We start from the raw sequence: 17,796 nt of genomic DNA on the forward strand, positions 1-17,796 counted from the left end.
CTCCTGTCTTGGATTGCTTCCTACCAGATAAGTGTAGAAGCTCCCCAGGTAAGTCCGCCGCCAAATCCGACAAGCACGAGAGTGTCCCCTTCTTTGACACGGCCTTGCTCGACCGCTTCAGCGAGGGCAATCGGGATAGAGCCCGCAGACACATTGCCGTACTTGTCCAGATTGATCATGCATTTATCCTCCGGCAGTTCCAGCCGGTTCAATGCGGACTGAATAATCCGAATGTTGGCCTGATGCGGGATAAGCAGATCGATATCCGCCTTGTTCAACCCCGCCTTCTCCAGCGCTTCCTCGGCTGCTCCGCCCATAATGCGAACAGCAAACTTGAATACCTCGCTGCCCGCCATCTGAATGAAGTTCCCTTTCACAGCCGCACCGCTTTCCGGTGACAAGCGCGAGCCGCCGCCGCTCACCTTGAGCAACTCGCCCCCGGAGCCGTCAGCCCCAAGCTGGAAGGAACGGAAGCCGCGCCCTTCAGGCACACGTCCCAGCACGACCGCTCCCGCACCGTCTCCGAATAGGATGCAGGTGTTGCGGTCGGTATAATCCGTAATGCGGGAAAGGCATTCTGCGCCAACGACCAGCACATGCTTGTACATGCCGGAAGCGATCATCCCCGACGCCGTAGCCAGTCCATAGATAAAGCCGGAGCATGCAGCAGACAGATCGAAGGCTGCTGCCTTGCTTGCGCCGAGTTTATCCTGCAGGAGGCAGGCTGTTGACGGGAAGGAAGTGTCCGGTGTAATTGTCGCGACAATAATCAGATCCAAATCTTCCGCTGAGATTCCCGCTGCCTGTAGTGCCCCGAGCGATGCTTCGTAAGCCAGATCAGAGGTTGCCTGCTCCGGGGCTGCAATCCGGCGCTCGCGGATGCCTGTTCGCGTGACAATCCACTCGTCGCTCGTCTCCACCATTTGTTCCAGTTCCTGATTGGACAAAATGCGTTCAGGAACGTATTTTCCGGTTCCAATAATTCCGACAGCGTGCAAATTCATAGGGGTCACACTCACTTCCCGCTTATTTCCGACGTAATGGATGTAATAAGATTGCCCTGCAGCGCAATACGGGCCTGGCGCACCGCATTCTTCACTGCCATATCGTCTGATGATCCGTGACATTTCATAATAAGTCCGTTGACGCCAAGAAGCGGAGCGGCGCCATGCTCTTTATAGTCCATCTTCCTTCTGAGGCCCTTCAAGCCGGGCATCATGATAGCAGCTGCAATCTTGGTCAGCAATGAGCGGCTGAATTCTTCCTTGAGCGTTTTCAGCAGGAAGCCCGCCGTTCCTTCCATCGATTTCAGCATAATGTTTCCGACAAAGCCGTCACAAACGAGAATATCGCAGTTGCGGTCGAGCACATCCCGCGCCTCGACGTTGCCGACAAAATTCAGTGAGGATTGCTCGATCAGATCAAAGGCCGCCTTCGTCAGCTCATTGCCTTTTCTGGCTTCCGTACCGACATTGAGCAGTCCGACACGCGGATTTTTCATCCCGTGAACCTTCTCCCTGTAAATGCTCCCCATTAGCGCATATTGAAACAGGTGCTCCGGCTTGGCATCCATATTCGCTCCCAGATCAAGCGCCAGCACGCCCACGTCATCCTTGGTTGGCATCATCGGCGCCAGCGCAGGGCGCTCAATACCATCAATGCGCCCGACAACCAGCAAACCTGCTGCCATAAGCGCACCGGTATTGCCCGCCGAAATCATGGCGTCCGCCTCGCCCTCCCGTACCAGCCGGCCTGCTACCGCCATGGATGAATCCTTCTTGCGGCGAATCGCCTTTACCGGCTCCTCATCCCCTTCAATCTTCTCGGAAGCGTGCCGAACCTCCAAATTGGCGGGCTTGCCGCTTGCAAGCAGCGGTTCAATGACTGCCGCGTCGCCAACCAGTACAATATGCGTATCCGTCCATTCCTGCGCTGCCTTCAACGCTCCTTCTACAAGGGCCGACGGAGCATTATCGCCGCCCATTGCATCAATTGCGATCCGCATGTTCGTCTCCTCCTTCGAGTTTCTCGTCCCCTGCGGATCGATAGATGACAAAATGTCCTTGAAACACCATTTCCTCGCCGACGTACGTAAACACATCCACCTTGGCTTTGCTGCTTCCCCCTGATATGGAGCTGACGTAAGCCTTTGCTATACATTTCTCACCGAGTGCGACCGACCGGACGAACCGGATGTCCGCAGACGCTGTCAGTGCGATCTCGTCGTTAATAACAGCTACCGCAAGCGAATTGGCTTGTGCAAATACATGATGTCCGCGAGCGATGCCTGTCCGGGAGAATACATGCTCCTCTCGGATTTCAAAGATCGAGATTCCGCTCTTATCAAGCTGCAGATCTATAATGTCCCCTATCACCTCATGCAGAGGCAATGACCGGACCGAATCATAGGAGCGTTCAGCCATTAGTTTGACCCGTTCTCTCAGTTCGGGAATCCCTAGCTCCAGACGGTCCAGTCTTATTGTTTGTATACTAACCTTAAGCAGCCGGTTCAGCTCCCTGTCCGTCATAAACGGATTGTCTTCGATCAGTCTGGAGAGCTGCTGCTGCCGTTGACGCTTGGGCAGACGCTCGATTGTCCGCACCACCTTTATACGATTATAGTAAGTGAATCACCCTGATATTCAACGCTGCATTCCTGGATTCAGGCAGCATGAAGAACCCCCTCGGGGACTTTGGCGCCTGTATACAGGAAGCGGCAGACAAGGCCGGATTCGAGCCACGGGTCTTGTCTGTCTTTTCAAATTATAGGCGCATGTTTATCAGCTGTTATCACCTGGTACTAATTTAGTATAAAGAAAAATGCGGCAGGAAGCAATGCCCGCCGCAGGGAAAGCTTGCCCACAAGCGCTCTGACAAGGCGGGCCAGGGCATCATGCGGACAAAAAAATAGCACCTCACCATGGATGAAGTACTACTTTATTCGTGTCAATTACTGCTTGATAATTTCTCTGGATTTATACGTTCCGCATACTTTACATACACGGTGAGACAATTTCAACTCTCCGCACTGGTCGCATTTAACCATACCCGGTACAGCCAATTTGAAATGCGTACGGCGTTTGTCACGGCGAGTTTTGGATGTTCTTCTTTGTGGTACTGCCATCTTTCCCACCTCCTTCACAAAAATTGCAGCCGGCTATTGATCCTTGAACAGATCCTTTAGCGCGGCAAACCGCGGATCAATCGCTTCATTCGAACAACCGCAGTCTTTCTCGTTCCTGTTGCCCCCGCATTGCGGACAAAGCCCCTTGCAGTCCTCCTTGCAGAGCGGCACAAAAGGCATATAGAGCAACACAGATTCCTCGACATATGGCGTCAAATCAAGCTTGTCTTCTTGTACAGGGATAATATCCTCATTCTCAGGCCCTTCTTCATAGGCTGCCAACGTCTGGAACTTCTCGTAAAAAGGAATCGACAGATGCTCCCCGGCGGACTCCAGGCACCGCGAACAGGAAAGCTCGACATCCAGCTCCAAATTCCCTTCCACGACGACAACCTTGTCCTCGGCATGGGCTGAAAGCTCAACGGTGACAGGACTTGCCTTCCTGACATCCTTGTTGTTTCGTAAAAGCTCATCGACATTCATTGACGTATGAAACGGGACCTTAATCCCCTTAGTTAACACATCCTGCATTTTGAACAGCATAAGATCACTCCAAACAAACAAAGATTATTATATCGACCCGCCCGCTATTTTGTCAACATTTCACACCGAACAAAACGGTAAAATTGCCCGAATTCGCCTCTTCCGCCCCGAACATGCTATATTTTAGGAAAATCAAATTCAGCTTGGGGGAAAGACTTCATGCGCTCCGTTGGTGTCATTGTTGAATACAATCCGTTTCACAACGGACATCTCTATCATTTGCAGCAATCGGTGTCCATTACCGGTGCCGACGCTGTCGTTGCTGTCATGAGCGGCAGCTTCCTGCAGCGCGGCGAGCCGGCAATGTTCAGCAAGCGGGCACGGACCGAGATGGCGCTCGCAGGCGGCTGCGACCTGGTCATCGAGCTGCCGGTCGCATATTCTACGCAGGCGGCTGAATGGTTCGCCTACGGCGCTGTGTCCATACTGCAGGCAACAGGCATAGTCAATGCGCTGTGCTTTGGCAGCGAGGACGGTGATCTGCACAGCCTGCGCGCCATAGCTTCCTGCCTTGCCCGTGAGCCTGAGGCGTTCCGGCTCATGCTCCGCGAGGAGCTTGGCCGCGGCGCAAGCTATCCATCGGCCTACAGCCATGCTGTAAGACAATATATGGAGACAATCGGGGAACGGCAAGCGGCAAGCCTGCCGCTCGCCCGTCCCAACAATACGCTCGGACTTCATTATCTGCTCGCTCTGGAGCGGATTGGCAGCTCTATTGAGCCCTACACCATTATACGCGAGAAGGCAGAGTATAATCAAAGCACGATTACCGACAGGCATATTGCCAGCGCCACCGCGATCCGCAGCGTGATCTCAGGGGGCGGAGGACTGGAGCAAATCGCCGGGGTAATTCCCCGCTCCACCGCTGACATTATCAGCCGTGAATTGGCAGCCGGCCGGGAGCCGCTAAGCTGGGACAACTTCTATCCGAAGCTGCTGCACCAGCTCTTGTCACATTCTGCAGGGCAGCTTCGCAGCTATTACGAGATGAGCGAGGGACTCGAGCACCGGTTGCTTCAAGCACTGCCTGCGATTGAGAAGCCAAGCTTTGAAGCACTGATTACAGCAGTAAAGACACGCCGCTATACCCGTACAAAGCTTCAACGCGTACTGCTCTCCGTGCTGCTTAATCATCAGAGAGAACAGCTTGCGCCGGAGCTTCTCACATCCGGCGTCGACTATATCCGGGTGCTTGGCTTCTCCGCCAAAGGCCGGAAGCTGCTGAAGCAGATGAAGAAGACCGCAAGCGTTCCCGTCCTGCTGAGCGCTGCCCGCAATCAAGGCCAGCACCGCTACCTGGAATTGGATGTCCGGGCTTCGGCCGTCTACGAACTTGCGTACCCGGATGCCGGACCACAGCAGTTGTTCCGCGATTACTATGAGCCGCCTGTCATGCTTTGACAGGCGGCTTGGCTGTTCTATTTGGTTATGGGGCCGCTTTGCAGCAGCTCCACAGCATCATGAAGCGTCGATACCGCAACAATGCGCATCGGGGTTCCCAGCGCCTCAGCCTTCGCCCTGGCCTCCCGTTCATTGCCCGGAGGCACGAGGAACAGCTCAGCACCGCTCCTGTGGGCGGCTGTGACCTTGAAGGCGACTCCGCCGATCTCTCCGACTTTGCCATCCGGCCTAATCGTTCCTGTCCCGGCGATGCGCAGGCCGCCTGTCAGATCACCCACAGTCAGCGCGTCGAGCGTCTGCAGCGCGAACATTAGTCCCGCGGAGGGACCGCCGATCTCTCCCGCCGCAATGGAAACCTTGAGCTGCTCCTGCTGCGGCACAAGATCACGGATTTCAGCCAGTACAATACCGCCGAGCGCCTGCGGCAGGTCACGGCCCGATTCATCCTCCGGCAGCGCCTTCAGCGGAAGCTTGAGGGTCTGTTCCTTCCCTTGACGCACAATCGTCCATTCCAGTTCCGCCCCCGTCTTCTGCTGCTTCAGCACAGCAGCCAGGGACTGGGCAGTACTTATTTTCTTCCCTTGTACAGCTGTGATGCTGTCGCCAGGGCGAAATCCTCCCTGATCCTGTGCCACATCCGTGACAGCAAGTTCACGGGTCACGATTTCATAGGGAATGCCTGCTTCCCGGTACGCCGCCTCAATGGCATTGCTCTGTGAATTCTGCATGATATATAAGAGCCGCGCGGCATATTCTGATTCACTCTTGTCCCCGAGCATATCCTTTTTGCGCAGCAGCTCCAGATCATGATCCCAGAACGACCGCATAACGGCCCAGTAATTGGCATACGTCATCTTGACCGTTGTTAGCATAAAAACGCCTTTGCCCGGCGGGTCCCCTGCAACCACCTTTACCATCGGCGTGACAGGCTCTACAATTCCCGGTTCATATGCCGCATAAGGAGTCGGGATGTATAGCAGCACAATCATAATCAGCGCCGCAGCCAGCGCAGGCCGGATAATGCCCGCAACTGCGCTTTTGGGTGTATTCGACATTTTGGCCTCCTTTGGATAAGCAGTGGTCTAAGCTCTGCCCTCCCCGCGTACATTGTAATGTCTGTCCCGTTTATTCAGAGCATCAAGGAGGCGTCGGAGCATTATGCTGAGAACCATCGTACTAGGCGTTATTTCGCTGTGGCTTGTTACCTCGATTGTCAGACAGCCGAATGAGGCCTTCCAGGCTGCTCTCCAAGGCTTGTCTGTCTGGTGGAATATTGTGTTTCCCGGCTTGCTGCCCTTCCTTGTGCTGTCTGAGCTGATGCTTGCCTTTGGCGCCGTTCATGCGCTCAGCTCGCTGCTTGATCCGGTTATGCGCCGCGGCGCGGGCATGCCCGGAACCGCTGCCTGGCCGGTTGCACTCGGCTGGACCGCGGGCTATACTGCCGGAGCGGAAGCCACCGCCTCTCTCCGCAAACAGCAGGCCGTCAGCCGCCGGGAAGGACAATGGCTGCTGGCTGTTTCTTATATGCCCAATCCGATGTTTATGTTCATTGTAATCGGGGCAGGCTTTTTTCATCATCCGTATCTCGGCGCCTTCATCGCTCTTGCCGTATGGCTGTCCGGCATTATGAATGGAGTGCTGCTGCGCCTGCTTCCTCTTGGAACCAGGGAACAGGATGATCGGAACAGCAAAGCCGAGTCCGGAGCCTACAACACACTCCAGAAGGCCGGCAAGGCCCTCATGCAGGGACATCGCGAGGATGGCCGAAGCTTCGGCAAGGTGCTCGGAGATTCAGTGTCGACAGGCATTCAGAAGCTAATGCTCGTAGGGGGCTTCATCATCTTCTGTGCACTGCTCGCCCGCCTGCTCGCCGCTTCACTCCCCGAAAGCTTGTCAATCTTGGCGTTCACCGGCATCTACGAAAGCCATCTCGGCGCTTATTCCGCGAGCCTGCTGCAATCCGAGCTGGGACTGCCGATCTGTATCGCCCTGATCTCTGCCGTCCTATGCTGGGGAGGCTTAAGCGGGCTGCTGCAGGTACGCAGCGTTATTTCCGGCTCAGACTTGAAATTTCTGCCCTTCCTGCTGGCCAAGCTGCTTCATGCCCTGCTCGCCTTCGGGCTGACGCTGCTGCTGTGGAAACCTTTTCACTATTGGCTTCAAAACTCAGCTTCCGGCTTTCACGAGGAAGCCTTCTCTACACCATTTGACAGTGGCCTGACCCTGCTTCCATTTTCAATTTCCGTCCGGGATCTGCCGTCGCTATGGCAGCACATTCCGATTGTAATCGGTATTCTTGGCGCTTCCATGATGGCCCTTGTCATCATCTCCTATTTCGTATGGAGCTTCGGCAAACGTCCGGGAAAAACCGGCTAATTTGCTAAGACGGTACCAATAAAGCTGCTCTCAGGATTATCCGGCGGATAACCTTGGAGCAGCTTTTTAAACATGAAATCGGCTTGCCGGCGTCATTTACGAGTGGCTGAACTTGACTCTGAGCGCCTGCTCGACCTCATGGGGCACCAGATCATGAATGTCACCGCCGAATTGGGCGATTTCCTTCACAATGCTGGAGCTTAAGTAAGAATATTTTGGATTCGTCATCATGAAGATCGTCTCAATGCTGTCATCCAGATGCTGATTGGTTGAAGCAAGCTGCAGCTCATACTCGAAATCCGTAACCGAGCGAATGCCCCGGACAATGACCTGGGCATTTTTCGAGCCCATATACCGGACGAGCAAATCGCGGAAGCTGTCCACCTCTACGTTTGGCAGATGGCTGGTCGCCAGCCTGAGCAGCTCCTTCCGTTCCTCAATCGAAAACAGCGGATTTTTGCTTGTATTATTCAATACAGCTACAACCAGCCGGTCAAATTGCTTTGCTGCCCGCTGAATAATATCCAAATGGCCCAGTGTAACCGGATCAAAACTGCCCGGGTATACTGCGATTTTTTCTACATGTTGTCCGTATGGCATGTTCATGCCCCTCCTGTGTCTTGATCATCGGGCTGGTAACGGTAAATAGAAACCGCGATTTCTCCGTACACCGCCCGTTTAAGCTGTATGTATGCACCGGTCTGCTCCGAGTAATGATGGCCGGACTCATGCTCCACCATTACAATGGCATCAGGTTCGACAAGCCCCTTGACTGCCAGCTCGTCCATTATAGCATCGGCATCCTTCATCCGGTAAGGCGGATCCAGAAAGACCAGCCGAAATGCCAGATTGCGCTTTTCCAACAGTTTGATAGCCCGCCTTGCATCATTTTTATAAATCTCCGCACGGTCTTCCATGTTGGCTGCTGCCACATTTTTGCGGATAATGTCGATACTTTGTCTTTCCAAATCAACAAAGACGGCCCGCTCCATTCCCCGGCTGATCGCCTCAATCCCGAGTCCTCCGGTTCCCGCGAACAAATCAAGCGCCCATCCCCCGTCAAAAAAAGGACCGATCATGCTGAATACCGCTTCCTTCACCTTGTCGGTGGTCGGTCTTGTCTGACTGCCGGGCACGGCCTTGAGCGGCCTTCCCTTTGCTTCGCCTGCGATCACTCTCAATGCTGCTTTCTCCTTCCATTGTTGGGCCGGACTCAAGCAGCCGATTAAGGTTCAACTCTCACTGATCCTTCGATCTACGGCAGTTCCGGCCAGCGCATCCCGAGCCGGGAGGCGCTTTAACTTCTGCTATCGTACCACAATTTATTCAAGTTGAAAAAGGATATGAAGCGCCAAAAATTTGTTTGGCACCCGTGTATATTATTCCCTGCGGGCGGACATCATGTAAGTATGGCACTCGCAAGGTGCCGTAAGACAACCGCGGAGAAGACTTACGTTTCCCCATAAGCTCTTCGTCCGGTTTCTCCTCTCCCATATTGACCATCCCTTTGCGGGGATGGTCGCTTTTATTTGAGCAGCCCCAAACGGTCCAAAATAACCGCCAGCTGTTCTCTCGTCACAGGCTGTCCCAGCCCGAATTGTTCATTAGATATCCCGTTCATAATTCCTGCTTCCACTGCCTTCTTAATTGCCCCAGCAGCCCAGTGGTCTTTGGGCACATCCTTGAATCCGCTCACGCCCTCTCCTCCTCCCGGCTTCAGCTTCAGACCGTACACCTCTGCCGTCCCGGCAACGATTGCCGCTGCGCATTGTCTTCTATAGCTGTCCGATTTTAACAGCCCCGCCTCTTCCCGGTTCGTCATAAAGCCGCATTCCACCAATATGGACGGCATCTTCGTCTCTCGCAGCACCTGAAAATTAGCCGTTTTCACCCCGCGGTCTCTCCGGCCCGTTTGTCTGATTAATTGACGATGCACCGCTTCAGCCAGCCTCAAGGAACCCGTTGACGGGCGGGTATGCACATACGTCTCGATTCCTTCTGCCTGATTCCAGCCGTTTCCGTGCGCATTGGCATGAATAGAAATATAGACACCCGCTCCCCATGCATTTGCCTTGTCTGTACGCTCCTTAAGCGGTACGTCCCGGCTTCCGTCTTCGGCATGTACGAACTTTATATCTACCGCCTCATATTTCTCAAAGCCGCTGCGCGCGTAGGCAGCCACCTTACTATTGAAATGAAACTCGCGGAGCGTACCGTCAGGTGTACGCTTCCCCGCTGTCTCCGGCCCGTGTCCGGCATCGATGGCAATTCTCATGCCGCATCACTCCTTTTCAACAGTTTATTCCGTGCAGCGCTTCCTTAACGCGGCTCGTACCAGGGGAAAACGGGATTTGGTCATCTACACACCAAGCCCCGTGCAGGGATGCACGGGGCTACTTTAAATCTTTGATTTTTTTAGCTATAATCCGGTAGTTGCTCCGTGCGACATTACAGGGCTTGCCGCTCACGGACGGATCATCGTGAAAGTATAGCCGGCACCATGTCGGGTCCAGCCGTTTAACCTTGGAGAGATCGGCTATATACGACCGATCGACAAGCTCGAAATACTGCCCCTTGGCCTGGAAGGCATTCAACCATCGCTCGAGTGTGTTTGCCACATAGTAAACCGAATCTGTCGTATGCACAAGTATCCGGTTTTGCAATGTTTCCAGGAACAGCACCTCGTCAATATGAATGTTTTCCAGACCATGGCCTTCCTTTTCTTTGGTTACTGCCAGGTACATTTTTTCACTCCAAACCTTAGCTCAGTAATTCTTCAGGCACTTCCGGCTGGTTGCCCCACAGAAAGCTGGCGGCCGACACGGAAAATACAGCTGTGAGGCTCAATAGTGTCGCGAATGTTCTAAGCGCTCTTTTGCTCATTGTTTTTCACCTCCTTCCATTGCTTCACAGGTATTAATGAAATGGCTTGTACAAGCCAGGTTAATGCCAGCAATGATGACTGGATGTGGAGGTTCGTGAGGACAATCAGCAGGGCAGACATCTTAAGCAACGGGTAATAACGCTTGGGGATACGGGTTTGGCGTTCAATTCCTGAAGGCGCATAGATCGCAACCAGGACAGCATTAACCGCATTCAGTGTACATACTGTATACAGGCCCAATTCAATGAATGACAAGCCGACCGCCATAACAGACGAGACCCCGACACAGAGCAGCCCGGACTTGAAATGGTAGCCGCCTGAAATCACCCGCAGCAGCGCGAATCCGAACAGGACTGTCATTGTTTCCGGGAGCTGTCCGGCTGCAATCCCGAGTACAACACTGAGCAAAATGGTAAATACGGTATTGAAGACAATATTCAATCCGTATCTCATTACTGCCTCACTGACGGGATGATCCGGAATCGTCTGCTTAATCGTACCTGCGATGTGCCTGGACAAGACTTCTAACATGGCGCTGTTCCTTTCTGTTCAATACATTAAGCAGCAGCAGCAAAATGAGGAAGAAGACTGCGGCCGCCGCATGCACCCGGGAATGCAGCAGCGAAACACCGGCGATAAACACAAAGGCTGCACTGATGGATGATAAAAGAAGAGTGTTCCCTTCCTTCACTTCAATCCATGAGAGCGGGAATGTAAACCCGAAGCCCTTGCGGTACAGCATGTAGCTAAGCGCAAATAAAAGCAGAGAATTAACCAATTGCATCAGGTAGGTGTCACCCGTATTGCTCTGGATTCGTTCCATCTGGACCAGTGTACCCGCTTCAAGCACGTATACGACAATGGACTGCAGCATTCCGAAAACCAAATATCCGGTCAGCGCCATCAAAATTGCCGCAATGGCGGATATCCGGTATCGTACGAGCACGGATAACGAGAATAGGAGGGCCGACATAACCGGCACATATTCGGGCGCCCCGCCAACCTGCCACATCCAGTAGCTGGCAGCCGACATCAGAATGGACAGCACCAAATAATAATGAAAATACTCGGTGATCCGGTACCTGAACAACGACAACATGATTGCAAACATGGACATCCCTTCAACTGTCGAGAACAACATAAAACACAGAGCGTTCACCATGTCCCACCTTTTAATGAACCAATAGGTTAATTGTGAATATTATACCATTTTTAACTAATAGGTTCAACTTGAATTTTCGTCTATGTAGCATTCGAGTCCCGGTTGATATATTCATATTAGGTGATAGAGATGAGCTTTGATTACACATTAATCGGAAAACGGATCAGGAAGGCGCGCGAGAACAAGGGGCTGACGCAAGAAAAGCTTGCTGAACAGCTCGATGTATCCAACGCATACATAAGCAAGATCGAACGCGGCCGGACACCTGTCAATCTGGAGAGGTTATCTGAGATTTGTGTCGTGCTTGAAGAAACTCCCGAATATATTCTGGGAGGCACGAACAGCGCAGCCAATGACTTTCTCCGCAATGAAATTATTGATATGCTCGAGGGCTGTCCTCCTGGCAAGATCAAGCTGATTGCCCAGATTGTGAAGCATATCATCGAGTACGACGGCAAACAGTCCTGATAACGGGCGTTTTATCCTTGCCGCTGACGCATTCATGCAATTTTTAGTGTATAACTGGGCGCAGACCTGCTCTTTTTTTAGGAGCAGAGTCTGCGTTTTGCCTTTAATCCGTACTCCCGTAAAACCTGATTGACAAAAAACGGTACCGTTTCTATAATATCATTAACGTTAACGTCATGGTTGGAGGTATCTATGAATCAGAAAATGTTGATCGGGGAGCTGGCTGAGAGAGCAAGTGTCACTGCCCGCACCATCCGCCACTATCAACAATTGGGGCTGCTGGGCAAGATTGAACAGGAGAGCAACGGATTTCACTATTATACCGATCATGCTCTGGAGCGCCTGCTAAAAATCAATGTGCTCAAACGAATCGGTCTGAGTCTTGAAGAAATCCAGTCGGTCATTGGCCTTTACTTCGAGGAACCAACAATGATTAAAGGCAAGCACAAGGTGATGGAGATTTTGGCGGGCCATTTGAAGGAAACCGATCAAAAGCTGGAAGCCTTGTCCCAATTCAGAGTGGAAATAGCCGCTAATATGGAGAGGTTGCAGCGTATCATCGATGACATGGCGCCATGATTCAACATGGCGCATCTCGTCCCGGATTCGAGGGTATGCTATCGCTCAACCATGACGTTTACGTTAATGTTCACAATAACAGAATGGGAACCTGTGGGAGGAGAAATTCGATTATGAGTACAACGAATTCTTTGAATGGGCAGCGTGTCATTGTTATCGGAGGAGGATCGGGAATCGGGCTCGCAGCTGCCAAAAAAGCGGCCGTCCTCGGGGCCGAGGTTGTCATTGCCAGCCGCTCCAGCGAGCGTCTGGAGCAGGCAAAAACAGCAATCACGGGCAATGTAAGCACAGCAGTTTTGGATTTTCGCAATGAAGCGGAGGTCAACGCATTCTTTGAGGAGACCGGACAATTCGATCATCTCGTCGTGACCGCCGGTGAGCTCAAGCACGGTTCAGGCAAACTCGCTGATCTGGATACCGCAAGCTCCCGTGAACAGTTCGAAAGCCGGTTCTGGGGGCCATATCTTGCGGTCCGTTACGGATCGCCGCTCATCCGCAAGACAGGTTCCATTACCCTGACATCCGGATTTTTCGGAGATAAGGCGATCGCCGGGGCATCCGTGCCGTCCGCCGTGCACGGAGCTGTCGAAAACCTCGGCCGTGTGCTGGCTGTCGAGCTCGCTCCGGTGCGGGTCAATGTGATCTCGCCCGGCTATGCCGACACACCGCTGCATGACGGACTGACGCCTGAGCAAAAACAGGCCTGGTTTGATCAGACAGCCCCTGCCCTGCCAGTCAGACGCATCGCCTCAGCCGACGACATTGCCGGCGGCATTCTGTTCCTGATCGGAAACAGCTACACAACAGGCCTGACACTGACCGTTGATGGCGGAGCCAGGCTGGTATAATGCACACAGCCAAGTGATCCGACATTCCTTTCACCCGGGAGCATTCCAGGGTCTGCGGCTGCACAGCATACACCCGGATTGTGAAGACTTGCAGCCGGGCGTGCGACAGCCCTCACCCTGCGGTCAGCGCTGTCGTCATCTCTTTAATATACTTCGCCATCCGCACGCTCATCTCCGTGCGGATGACATCACGCAGCATTGCGAACTGATTCTCATACCCGCGGCATATAAAATGATAGTGCAGCGCACTGTCCACCCGCTCATCTTCAAACACCTTGATGCTGCGGTTTTTCAGTTCCCGCTTCACTCTCGCCAAATCCTGGTGGATACGGGTCAGCAGCACATTGGAGGCCATTACATAAAGACGCTTCAAAGAATAGGCCGAAGCCTCAATTTCACGGCAATTTTTATCTACTACACTAAGCATAATCGGCAGCAGCACAGCATCCCGGATCAGTTCCAATTCCTCGCGTGTCGGTATTTGGGCGCGGGGCTGCTCTGACTGCTGCCCCTCCTTTAGCTGCAAATATTGCTCCCTGTGCTCGGGAAGCATCATCCGGCTCGACTCCCAGCGGCCGTTGCCTTCCAGCTTTTTACTCATTTATAATGCCCTCCTATTTTCGCTTCCCGCTCCCTGGCCTGAGCCGCATCAAACAACGAGGAGGCCCGCAGCAGCGCCGAGCTGCCGAAGCGCGCTTTAATCTCATCGGTCACCCGTCCCAGATTGCGCTTGCGTTCCCGGTTGCCGAACATCGTAAGCTGGTACTGGTCATCCGCGCTCAATCCCGTCAACGTTACGCCAATGCGGCGGACCGGCAGGCCGTCCCAATGCATATAGAAGAGCTTGCGCACAGCCTCATACACCTCATCGGTTATATTCGTCGGATCGATCAGCGTGCTTTGCCTCGAAAAGCCCGTCGGCCAGTCATAATCAGCCCCTTGCGCCCCGACTCCGATCACCCGTCCCATATAACCTTTGGCGCGGGAGCGCCGGCAGACCTCTTCGCTAAGCTCCAGAAGCACGACATTGATATCTGCGGGCTCGGCATAATCACGGGGCAGTGTCATCTGATGCCCGACTGCCTTTTGCTGGTTGTGTGTGGACAGCTCTACCGGGCTCGGATCGATACCTCTGGCCGTCTGCCAGTACAGCTCCGCCTGAATGTCGCTGTTGCGGCCCATGCGCAGGCGCATCCGCCGTTTGAGCTCAGGTAACGGAAGCTGCCCAAGCTCGCCGATTGTCCGGATGCCCATCCGCTCAAAATGGGCAGCCATGCGCGAGCCCACCCCGAACAGCTGACGGATCGGCTTTGGCCACAACAGCTTCTCGACTTGCTCCGCTGGCAAGGTGAAAATCCCTTCCGGCTCCTTCTTCGCCCAAATATCTGTCGCCATCTTGGCCAGCACCTTGGTAGGACCAATGCCGACCCGGGTCCATATTCCGGTATTAAGCTCAATTTGATTCTGGATCTGGCGTGCGATTTCCTGTGGTGTGCCAAAATATCGGAGCGAGCCCGTCACATCCAAAAATTGCTCATCTATGGAATACGGCTCCACCAGATCCGTAAACCTTTCATAAATCTCTGTAATTTTCAAAGAAGCATTAATGTAGGTCTGCATACGGGGCCGGATGACGATCAGTTCCGGACACTTGCCCAGCGCCTCGCCAAGCCGCTGCGCTGTCGTGACCCCGCGCTGCTTGGCAATGGGACAGGCAGCCAGTATAATGCCTGACCGCCGGGCCGGATCTCCTGCTACAGCCAGCGGCATGTTCTTATATTCAGGATGCGCCGATTTCTCCACAGATGCGTAAAACGTCTGGCAGTCTGCAAGCATAATGACACGCTCCACCAATATCCCCCCGTCAAGGCTGAGGCTGTAACACAGCCGAACAACCCAATCGAATGTATGTTCTTATTTATTATATACCGAACACACATTCGTTATGCAACAGGAAATAATTTACGTGTTAACGGTCCATATGCAAATCCAGACGGTCCGCTGCCAGCGCTGCCGCCTCAATTTTATGAAGCCCGAATTCATATTCATTCGTCATTTCAAAAGACGGGGGAAGCGGCAGTCCGTCAAAATATCTCTCCACATCCGTAATGCTGCGAAACCAGTCACCCTCCTCAGGCTGCACGGGCGGCTGATCCGCCCAGGCATCCGACAATTCGGGGCTAAAAATCAACGCCCCGCCACTCTCCTTTCCGTTTTGTTCCTTTGTGAACAGCTGCGGCGCATAATCTGCTCTCGAGCCGGTATGCCGAACCGTCCGGGCAAAGCGGATCACCCCGCCGTATATCTCCGGAATGCGAAACAGCATCGCATACAGGCGTTTGCCGAATTCAATCCGCTCCTGAAGGTCGCGAAAATCCTCCAGAATCAGGCCAGCCAGCTTCATTTGTTCCGAAGAGTGGAGTGAATAAGGGAACACAACCTGGTTCAATTGCAGCATCGACTGGAGCTTAAAGAAAGGAGCTTCCAGCACCTTATGCCGGATTTCCGGATAGCGCACTACCCGACTTTCAATGTAGTGCTGCTCATTGACAATCAGCGCAACCGTGAGCAGCGCCGAATCCCGTTCGCGCCAGAACACCCGCCATACTGGTGTCATAAACCGGGAAACCTGGAGAGCCGGCAGCAAATAGGACAAATCATTTCCCGCCCGCTTGCCCTCCTCGTACAGCAGGAGCTGCGGGTATGCGTCGCCGAATATAAAAGCATTGGCCCGCTCTAAAAAGCGGAAAGTCTCCCGCCGCTGCTCCTCATCCAAAAGAGAAGGGATCAATCCGCCCTGAAGATCCGTCATATTCCAGCCTCCGTTGCGTGACACCATATGGGCCAGCAGCGCCCAATGAACCTCAGGATGCCGACGGTAGAAATCCCAATACGCCTGCGTCCTGGTCCGGTTATTGCGGTTGCAGCGCCGCGTGCGTTCCACAATGCGGTCAATAAGCCGCTCCTCCCACTCATTGCAACGCTCCAGCTCCCGCTGCATCCGGGACGGATGGGACGGATGCCCCTCACGATGAGGCTCCCTTATGGCTTGCCCAGGCGATACATCGCGATCAAACGGCTCACTCGCCCCCAGAACTCGGGGCAACGACTGTGCAGGATCTTGTCCTGATAACGGCAGCTGAATAGGCCAAACCTCATCAATTGACTGCTCAAGCCACTCTCTGGACGGTGTCCACTTACTCAAAGGACGGGGAAGCTCTCCCAGCTCTGCTGCCGCCTCCACCCCTGCTGTAACAACCGGCTGCCATATTCGGTCAGATCTCGCCCCTGCCTGTCCGCCTGTACGTACAGTCATCCGCTTCCATGAACGGCGCAACAGGGCCAGCGAAGCCGCATGGAGAGGCAATTTCAGTGAATGGCGCGCCATTCGCCTGGACCTGAGCTGTCCGCGGCGCTTGGCCACAAAATAGCGAATAGCCCGGGCGGGCACGTCTAGCAAATAACCGGATCGCCGGAACGCGCCCCTTAGCCAGTTCAACATCCCCTTCATCCGCTTTTTCCATTGCTTTGAGTCTGTCATGATTTCGTCCGTTCTCCTTTGCCGATTCTGTCAGCATGAATTCCGGCTTTGCCCTACCCGAAACTACACCAAAAAGCCGCTGTTACCAGTATCGGCTTGTGGCAGACAATTTCATTCCAGATGTGCTAAAAACAGCCGGAAGCGATGAAAGATTGGCATAACGGATTGAAATTGAAAAAGTCCGCTCAGAGGAGACATTTTTAATGTTTTGTCTTTCAAATAGTGGACACTGGCATGCAAAAGGAGGTCAAAGATTCGTCCTAAGGCACAACCAAGATATAGATATTCATTAGCAGGATACAACAATATCTAGTTCCAATTTTGAACTTTGCTCTAGAAGGCCTACTATATCCCAATGTCCACCATTTGATAGACAAATTTGCATTTTGTTCTTACTCAGTGGACATTTCATGCGCGTTGCGTTCAGACAGTGAGTTTTTCTGGAGTCTTTCTGCAGTCTTTCTGCAGTCTTTCTGCAGTCTTTCTGCAAAAGCCATTTCCTGTGGGATTGCTCCGGGACTCCTCGCCGAGCCCAAGGGTGACGTCTGGAGCCTAGTGTCCGGGGATCGGTGTCTGGAGGCAGTCTCTGAGACCAGTGTCTGGAGCTCAGTGTCTGGAGCTCAGTGTCTGGAGCTCAGTGTCCGGGGCTCAGTGTCCGGGGCTCAGTGTCCGGGGTCAGTGTCCGGGGCTCAGTGTCTGGAGGCAGTGTCAACAAGGCTGTGATTGCCGGACGTCACTGGCGGGATAGATAGCGACAACGATAGCCGCTGAATTCAAATCGTTACTGGATGAACAGCGGCAGCAAAGCTATGGGCAAAGTGAGCAGCGAAGGTGCAGAGGCACTTGGGCTGATGAGCGCAGTGAAAATCG

Annotated in this window: 21 protein-coding genes; 5 read left to right on the forward strand and 16 right to left on the reverse strand. The window is 53.5% G+C overall.

The features are described 5' to 3' along the window. Positions 1–20: 20 nt before the first annotated feature. The 5 genes from H583_RS0116725 to H583_RS0116745 form a co-directional block, all read right to left on the reverse strand. Positions 21–1,004, reverse strand: a complete 984-nt coding sequence (locus H583_RS0116725; protein WP_028561472.1) for a beta-ketoacyl-ACP synthase III — start codon at positions 1,002–1,004, stop codon at positions 21–23. An 11-nt stretch (positions 1,005–1,015) separates the two neighbouring features. Further along, positions 1,016–2,005: a phosphate acyltransferase PlsX gene (plsX, locus tag H583_RS0116730; RefSeq protein ID WP_028561473.1), complete on the reverse strand. Its 990-nt coding sequence runs from the start codon at positions 2,003–2,005 to the stop codon at positions 1,016–1,018. Then, positions 1,989–2,585, reverse strand: a complete 597-nt coding sequence (gene fapR / locus H583_RS0116735) for a transcription factor FapR (protein ID WP_028561474.1) — start codon at positions 2,583–2,585, stop codon at positions 1,989–1,991. The genes plsX and fapR overlap by 17 nt, the downstream gene beginning before the upstream one ends. A 365-nt stretch (positions 2,586–2,950) precedes the next feature. Next, entirely contained in the window at positions 2,951–3,124 is a 174-nt protein-coding gene (rpmF, locus tag H583_RS0116740) for a 50S ribosomal protein L32 (protein WP_028561475.1), read from the reverse strand. 33 nt (positions 3,125–3,157) lie between these two features. Continuing rightward, positions 3,158–3,667, reverse strand: a complete 510-nt coding sequence (locus tag H583_RS0116745; protein WP_028561476.1) for a YceD family protein — start codon at positions 3,665–3,667, stop codon at positions 3,158–3,160. A gap of 159 nt (positions 3,668–3,826) precedes the next feature. On the opposite strand from H583_RS0116745, the gene H583_RS0116750 reads away from it, so the two are divergent. Beyond that, positions 3,827–5,068: a nucleotidyltransferase gene (locus H583_RS0116750; RefSeq protein WP_028561477.1), complete on the forward strand. Its 1,242-nt coding sequence runs from the start codon at positions 3,827–3,829 to the stop codon at positions 5,066–5,068. Positions 5,069–5,085: 17 nt separating this feature from the next. Here H583_RS0116750 and H583_RS0116755 read toward each other — a convergent pair whose 3' ends face one another. Next, the gene (locus H583_RS0116755) at positions 5,086–6,123 is read right to left on the reverse strand and encodes a YlbL family protein (protein ID WP_051236542.1); all 1,038 of its coding nucleotides are present in this window, start codon (positions 6,121–6,123) and stop codon (positions 5,086–5,088) included. A 103-nt stretch (positions 6,124–6,226) separates the two neighbouring features. On the opposite strand from H583_RS0116755, the gene H583_RS33225 reads away from it, so the two are divergent. Further along, a complete protein-coding gene (locus H583_RS33225) occupies positions 6,227–7,444 on the forward strand; it encodes a nucleoside recognition domain-containing protein (protein ID WP_051236544.1) in 1,218 nt (405 codons plus the stop codon). Between the two features lie 96 nt (positions 7,445–7,540). Here the strand turns inward: H583_RS33225 and coaD are convergent, their stop codons facing one another. The 7 genes from coaD to H583_RS0116795 all read right to left on the reverse strand — a co-directional run bounded on the left by coaD (position 7,541) and on the right by H583_RS0116795 (position 11,439). Further along, positions 7,541–8,044, reverse strand: a complete 504-nt coding sequence (coaD, locus tag H583_RS0116765; RefSeq protein WP_028561479.1) for a pantetheine-phosphate adenylyltransferase — start codon at positions 8,042–8,044, stop codon at positions 7,541–7,543. Positions 8,045–8,046: 2 nt separating this feature from the next. Further along, the gene (gene rsmD / locus H583_RS0116770; RefSeq protein WP_028561480.1) at positions 8,047–8,625 is read right to left on the reverse strand and encodes a 16S rRNA (guanine(966)-N(2))-methyltransferase RsmD; all 579 of its coding nucleotides are present in this window, start codon (positions 8,623–8,625) and stop codon (positions 8,047–8,049) included. A gap of 344 nt (positions 8,626–8,969) precedes the next feature. Further along, a complete protein-coding gene (locus H583_RS33230; RefSeq protein WP_081667289.1) occupies positions 8,970–9,719 on the reverse strand; it encodes an N-acetylmuramoyl-L-alanine amidase in 750 nt (249 codons plus the stop codon). A 118-nt stretch (positions 9,720–9,837) separates the two neighbouring features. Next, complete coding sequence (locus H583_RS0116780) at positions 9,838–10,188, reverse strand: LytTR family DNA-binding domain-containing protein (RefSeq protein WP_028561481.1); 351 nt, start codon at positions 10,186–10,188, stop codon at positions 9,838–9,840. A 16-nt stretch (positions 10,189–10,204) separates the two neighbouring features. Continuing rightward, positions 10,205–10,327 carry a cyclic lactone autoinducer peptide gene (locus tag H583_RS36165; protein ID WP_081667291.1) on the reverse strand — a complete coding sequence of 41 codons (123 nt, stop codon included), beginning with the start codon at positions 10,325–10,327 and terminating at the stop codon, positions 10,205–10,207. Next, positions 10,308–10,859, reverse strand: coding sequence for an accessory gene regulator ArgB-like protein (locus tag H583_RS33235; protein ID WP_051236547.1), 552 nt, complete (start codon positions 10,857–10,859; stop codon positions 10,308–10,310). Before H583_RS33235 ends, H583_RS36165 begins: the two co-directional genes overlap by 20 nt. Further along, entirely contained in the window at positions 10,819–11,439 is a 621-nt protein-coding gene (locus tag H583_RS0116795) for a hypothetical protein (protein WP_036709860.1), read from the reverse strand. Before H583_RS0116795 ends, H583_RS33235 begins: the two co-directional genes overlap by 41 nt. Positions 11,440–11,619: 180 nt before the next feature. Between H583_RS0116795 and H583_RS0116800 the strand changes: the two genes are divergently transcribed. The 3 genes from H583_RS0116800 (at position 11,620) to H583_RS0116810 (ending at position 13,385) form a co-directional block, all read left to right on the forward strand. Beyond that, entirely contained in the window at positions 11,620–11,958 is a 339-nt protein-coding gene (locus tag H583_RS0116800; RefSeq protein ID WP_028561483.1) for a helix-turn-helix domain-containing protein, read from the forward strand. 192 nt (positions 11,959–12,150) lie between these two features. Then, the gene (locus tag H583_RS0116805; protein WP_028561484.1) at positions 12,151–12,537 is read left to right on the forward strand and encodes a helix-turn-helix domain-containing protein; all 387 of its coding nucleotides are present in this window, start codon (positions 12,151–12,153) and stop codon (positions 12,535–12,537) included. Positions 12,538–12,650: 113 nt separating this feature from the next. After that, positions 12,651–13,385, forward strand: coding sequence for an SDR family oxidoreductase (locus H583_RS0116810; RefSeq protein WP_036709864.1), 735 nt, complete (start codon positions 12,651–12,653; stop codon positions 13,383–13,385). Between the two features lie 112 nt (positions 13,386–13,497). Here H583_RS0116810 and H583_RS0116815 read toward each other — a convergent pair whose 3' ends face one another. From H583_RS0116815 to H583_RS35385, 3 genes are all read right to left on the reverse strand, one after another. Continuing rightward, entirely contained in the window at positions 13,498–13,986 is a 489-nt protein-coding gene (locus H583_RS0116815; RefSeq protein WP_028561486.1) for a YhjD family protein, read from the reverse strand. Next, positions 13,983–15,221, reverse strand: coding sequence for a DNA polymerase IV (locus tag H583_RS0116820; protein WP_036710104.1), 1,239 nt, complete (start codon positions 15,219–15,221; stop codon positions 13,983–13,985). The genes H583_RS0116815 and H583_RS0116820 overlap by 4 nt, the downstream gene beginning before the upstream one ends. 133 nt (positions 15,222–15,354) lie before the next feature. Beyond that, complete coding sequence (locus H583_RS35385; protein ID WP_051236548.1) at positions 15,355–16,926, reverse strand: DUF2515 family protein; 1,572 nt, start codon at positions 16,924–16,926, stop codon at positions 15,355–15,357. Positions 16,927–17,796 lie beyond the last annotated feature (870 nt).

Source organism: Paenibacillus pinihumi DSM 23905 = JCM 16419, assembly GCF_000422505.1.
Lineage (GTDB): Bacteria > Bacillota > Bacilli > Paenibacillales > Paenibacillaceae > Paenibacillus_D > Paenibacillus_D pinihumi.

Coding starts and splice junctions, on each gene's coding strand:
- H583_RS0116725 (WP_028561472.1), bottom strand. CDS start 1,004: ATGAATTTGCACGCTGTCGGAATTATTGGAACCGGAAAATACGTTCCT.
- plsX (WP_028561473.1), bottom strand. CDS start 2,005: ATGCGGATCGCAATTGATGCAATGGGCGGCGATAATGCTCCGTCGGCC.
- rpmF (WP_028561475.1), bottom strand. CDS start 3,124: ATGGCAGTACCACAAAGAAGAACATCCAAAACTCGCCGTGACAAACGC.
- H583_RS0116745 (WP_028561476.1), bottom strand. CDS start 3,667: ATGCTGTTCAAAATGCAGGATGTGTTAACTAAGGGGATTAAGGTCCCG.
- H583_RS0116750 (WP_028561477.1), top strand. CDS start 3,827: ATGCGCTCCGTTGGTGTCATTGTTGAATACAATCCGTTTCACAACGGA.
- H583_RS0116755 (WP_051236542.1), bottom strand. CDS start 6,123: ATGTCGAATACACCCAAAAGCGCAGTTGCGGGCATTATCCGGCCTGCG.
- H583_RS33225 (WP_051236544.1), top strand. CDS start 6,227: ATGCTGAGAACCATCGTACTAGGCGTTATTTCGCTGTGGCTTGTTACC.
- coaD (WP_028561479.1), bottom strand. CDS start 8,044: ATGCCATACGGACAACATGTAGAAAAAATCGCAGTATACCCGGGCAGT.
- H583_RS33230 (WP_081667289.1), bottom strand. CDS start 9,719: ATGAGAATTGCCATCGATGCCGGACACGGGCCGGAGACAGCGGGGAAG.
- H583_RS0116780 (WP_028561481.1), bottom strand. CDS start 10,188: ATGTACCTGGCAGTAACCAAAGAAAAGGAAGGCCATGGTCTGGAAAAC.
- H583_RS36165 (WP_081667291.1), bottom strand. CDS start 10,327: ATGAGCAAAAGAGCGCTTAGAACATTCGCGACACTATTGAGCCTCACA.
- H583_RS33235 (WP_051236547.1), bottom strand. CDS start 10,859: ATGTTAGAAGTCTTGTCCAGGCACATCGCAGGTACGATTAAGCAGACG.
- H583_RS0116795 (WP_036709860.1), bottom strand. CDS start 11,439: ATGTTTGCAATCATGTTGTCGTTGTTCAGGTACCGGATCACCGAGTAT.
- H583_RS0116800 (WP_028561483.1), top strand. CDS start 11,620: ATGAGCTTTGATTACACATTAATCGGAAAACGGATCAGGAAGGCGCGC.
- H583_RS0116805 (WP_028561484.1), top strand. CDS start 12,151: ATGAATCAGAAAATGTTGATCGGGGAGCTGGCTGAGAGAGCAAGTGTC.
- H583_RS0116810 (WP_036709864.1), top strand. CDS start 12,651: ATGAGTACAACGAATTCTTTGAATGGGCAGCGTGTCATTGTTATCGGA.
- H583_RS0116815 (WP_028561486.1), bottom strand. CDS start 13,986: ATGAGTAAAAAGCTGGAAGGCAACGGCCGCTGGGAGTCGAGCCGGATG.
- H583_RS0116820 (WP_036710104.1), bottom strand. CDS start 15,221: ATGCTTGCAGACTGCCAGACGTTTTACGCATCTGTGGAGAAATCGGCG.
- H583_RS35385 (WP_051236548.1), bottom strand. CDS start 16,926: ATGACAGACTCAAAGCAATGGAAAAAGCGGATGAAGGGGATGTTGAAC.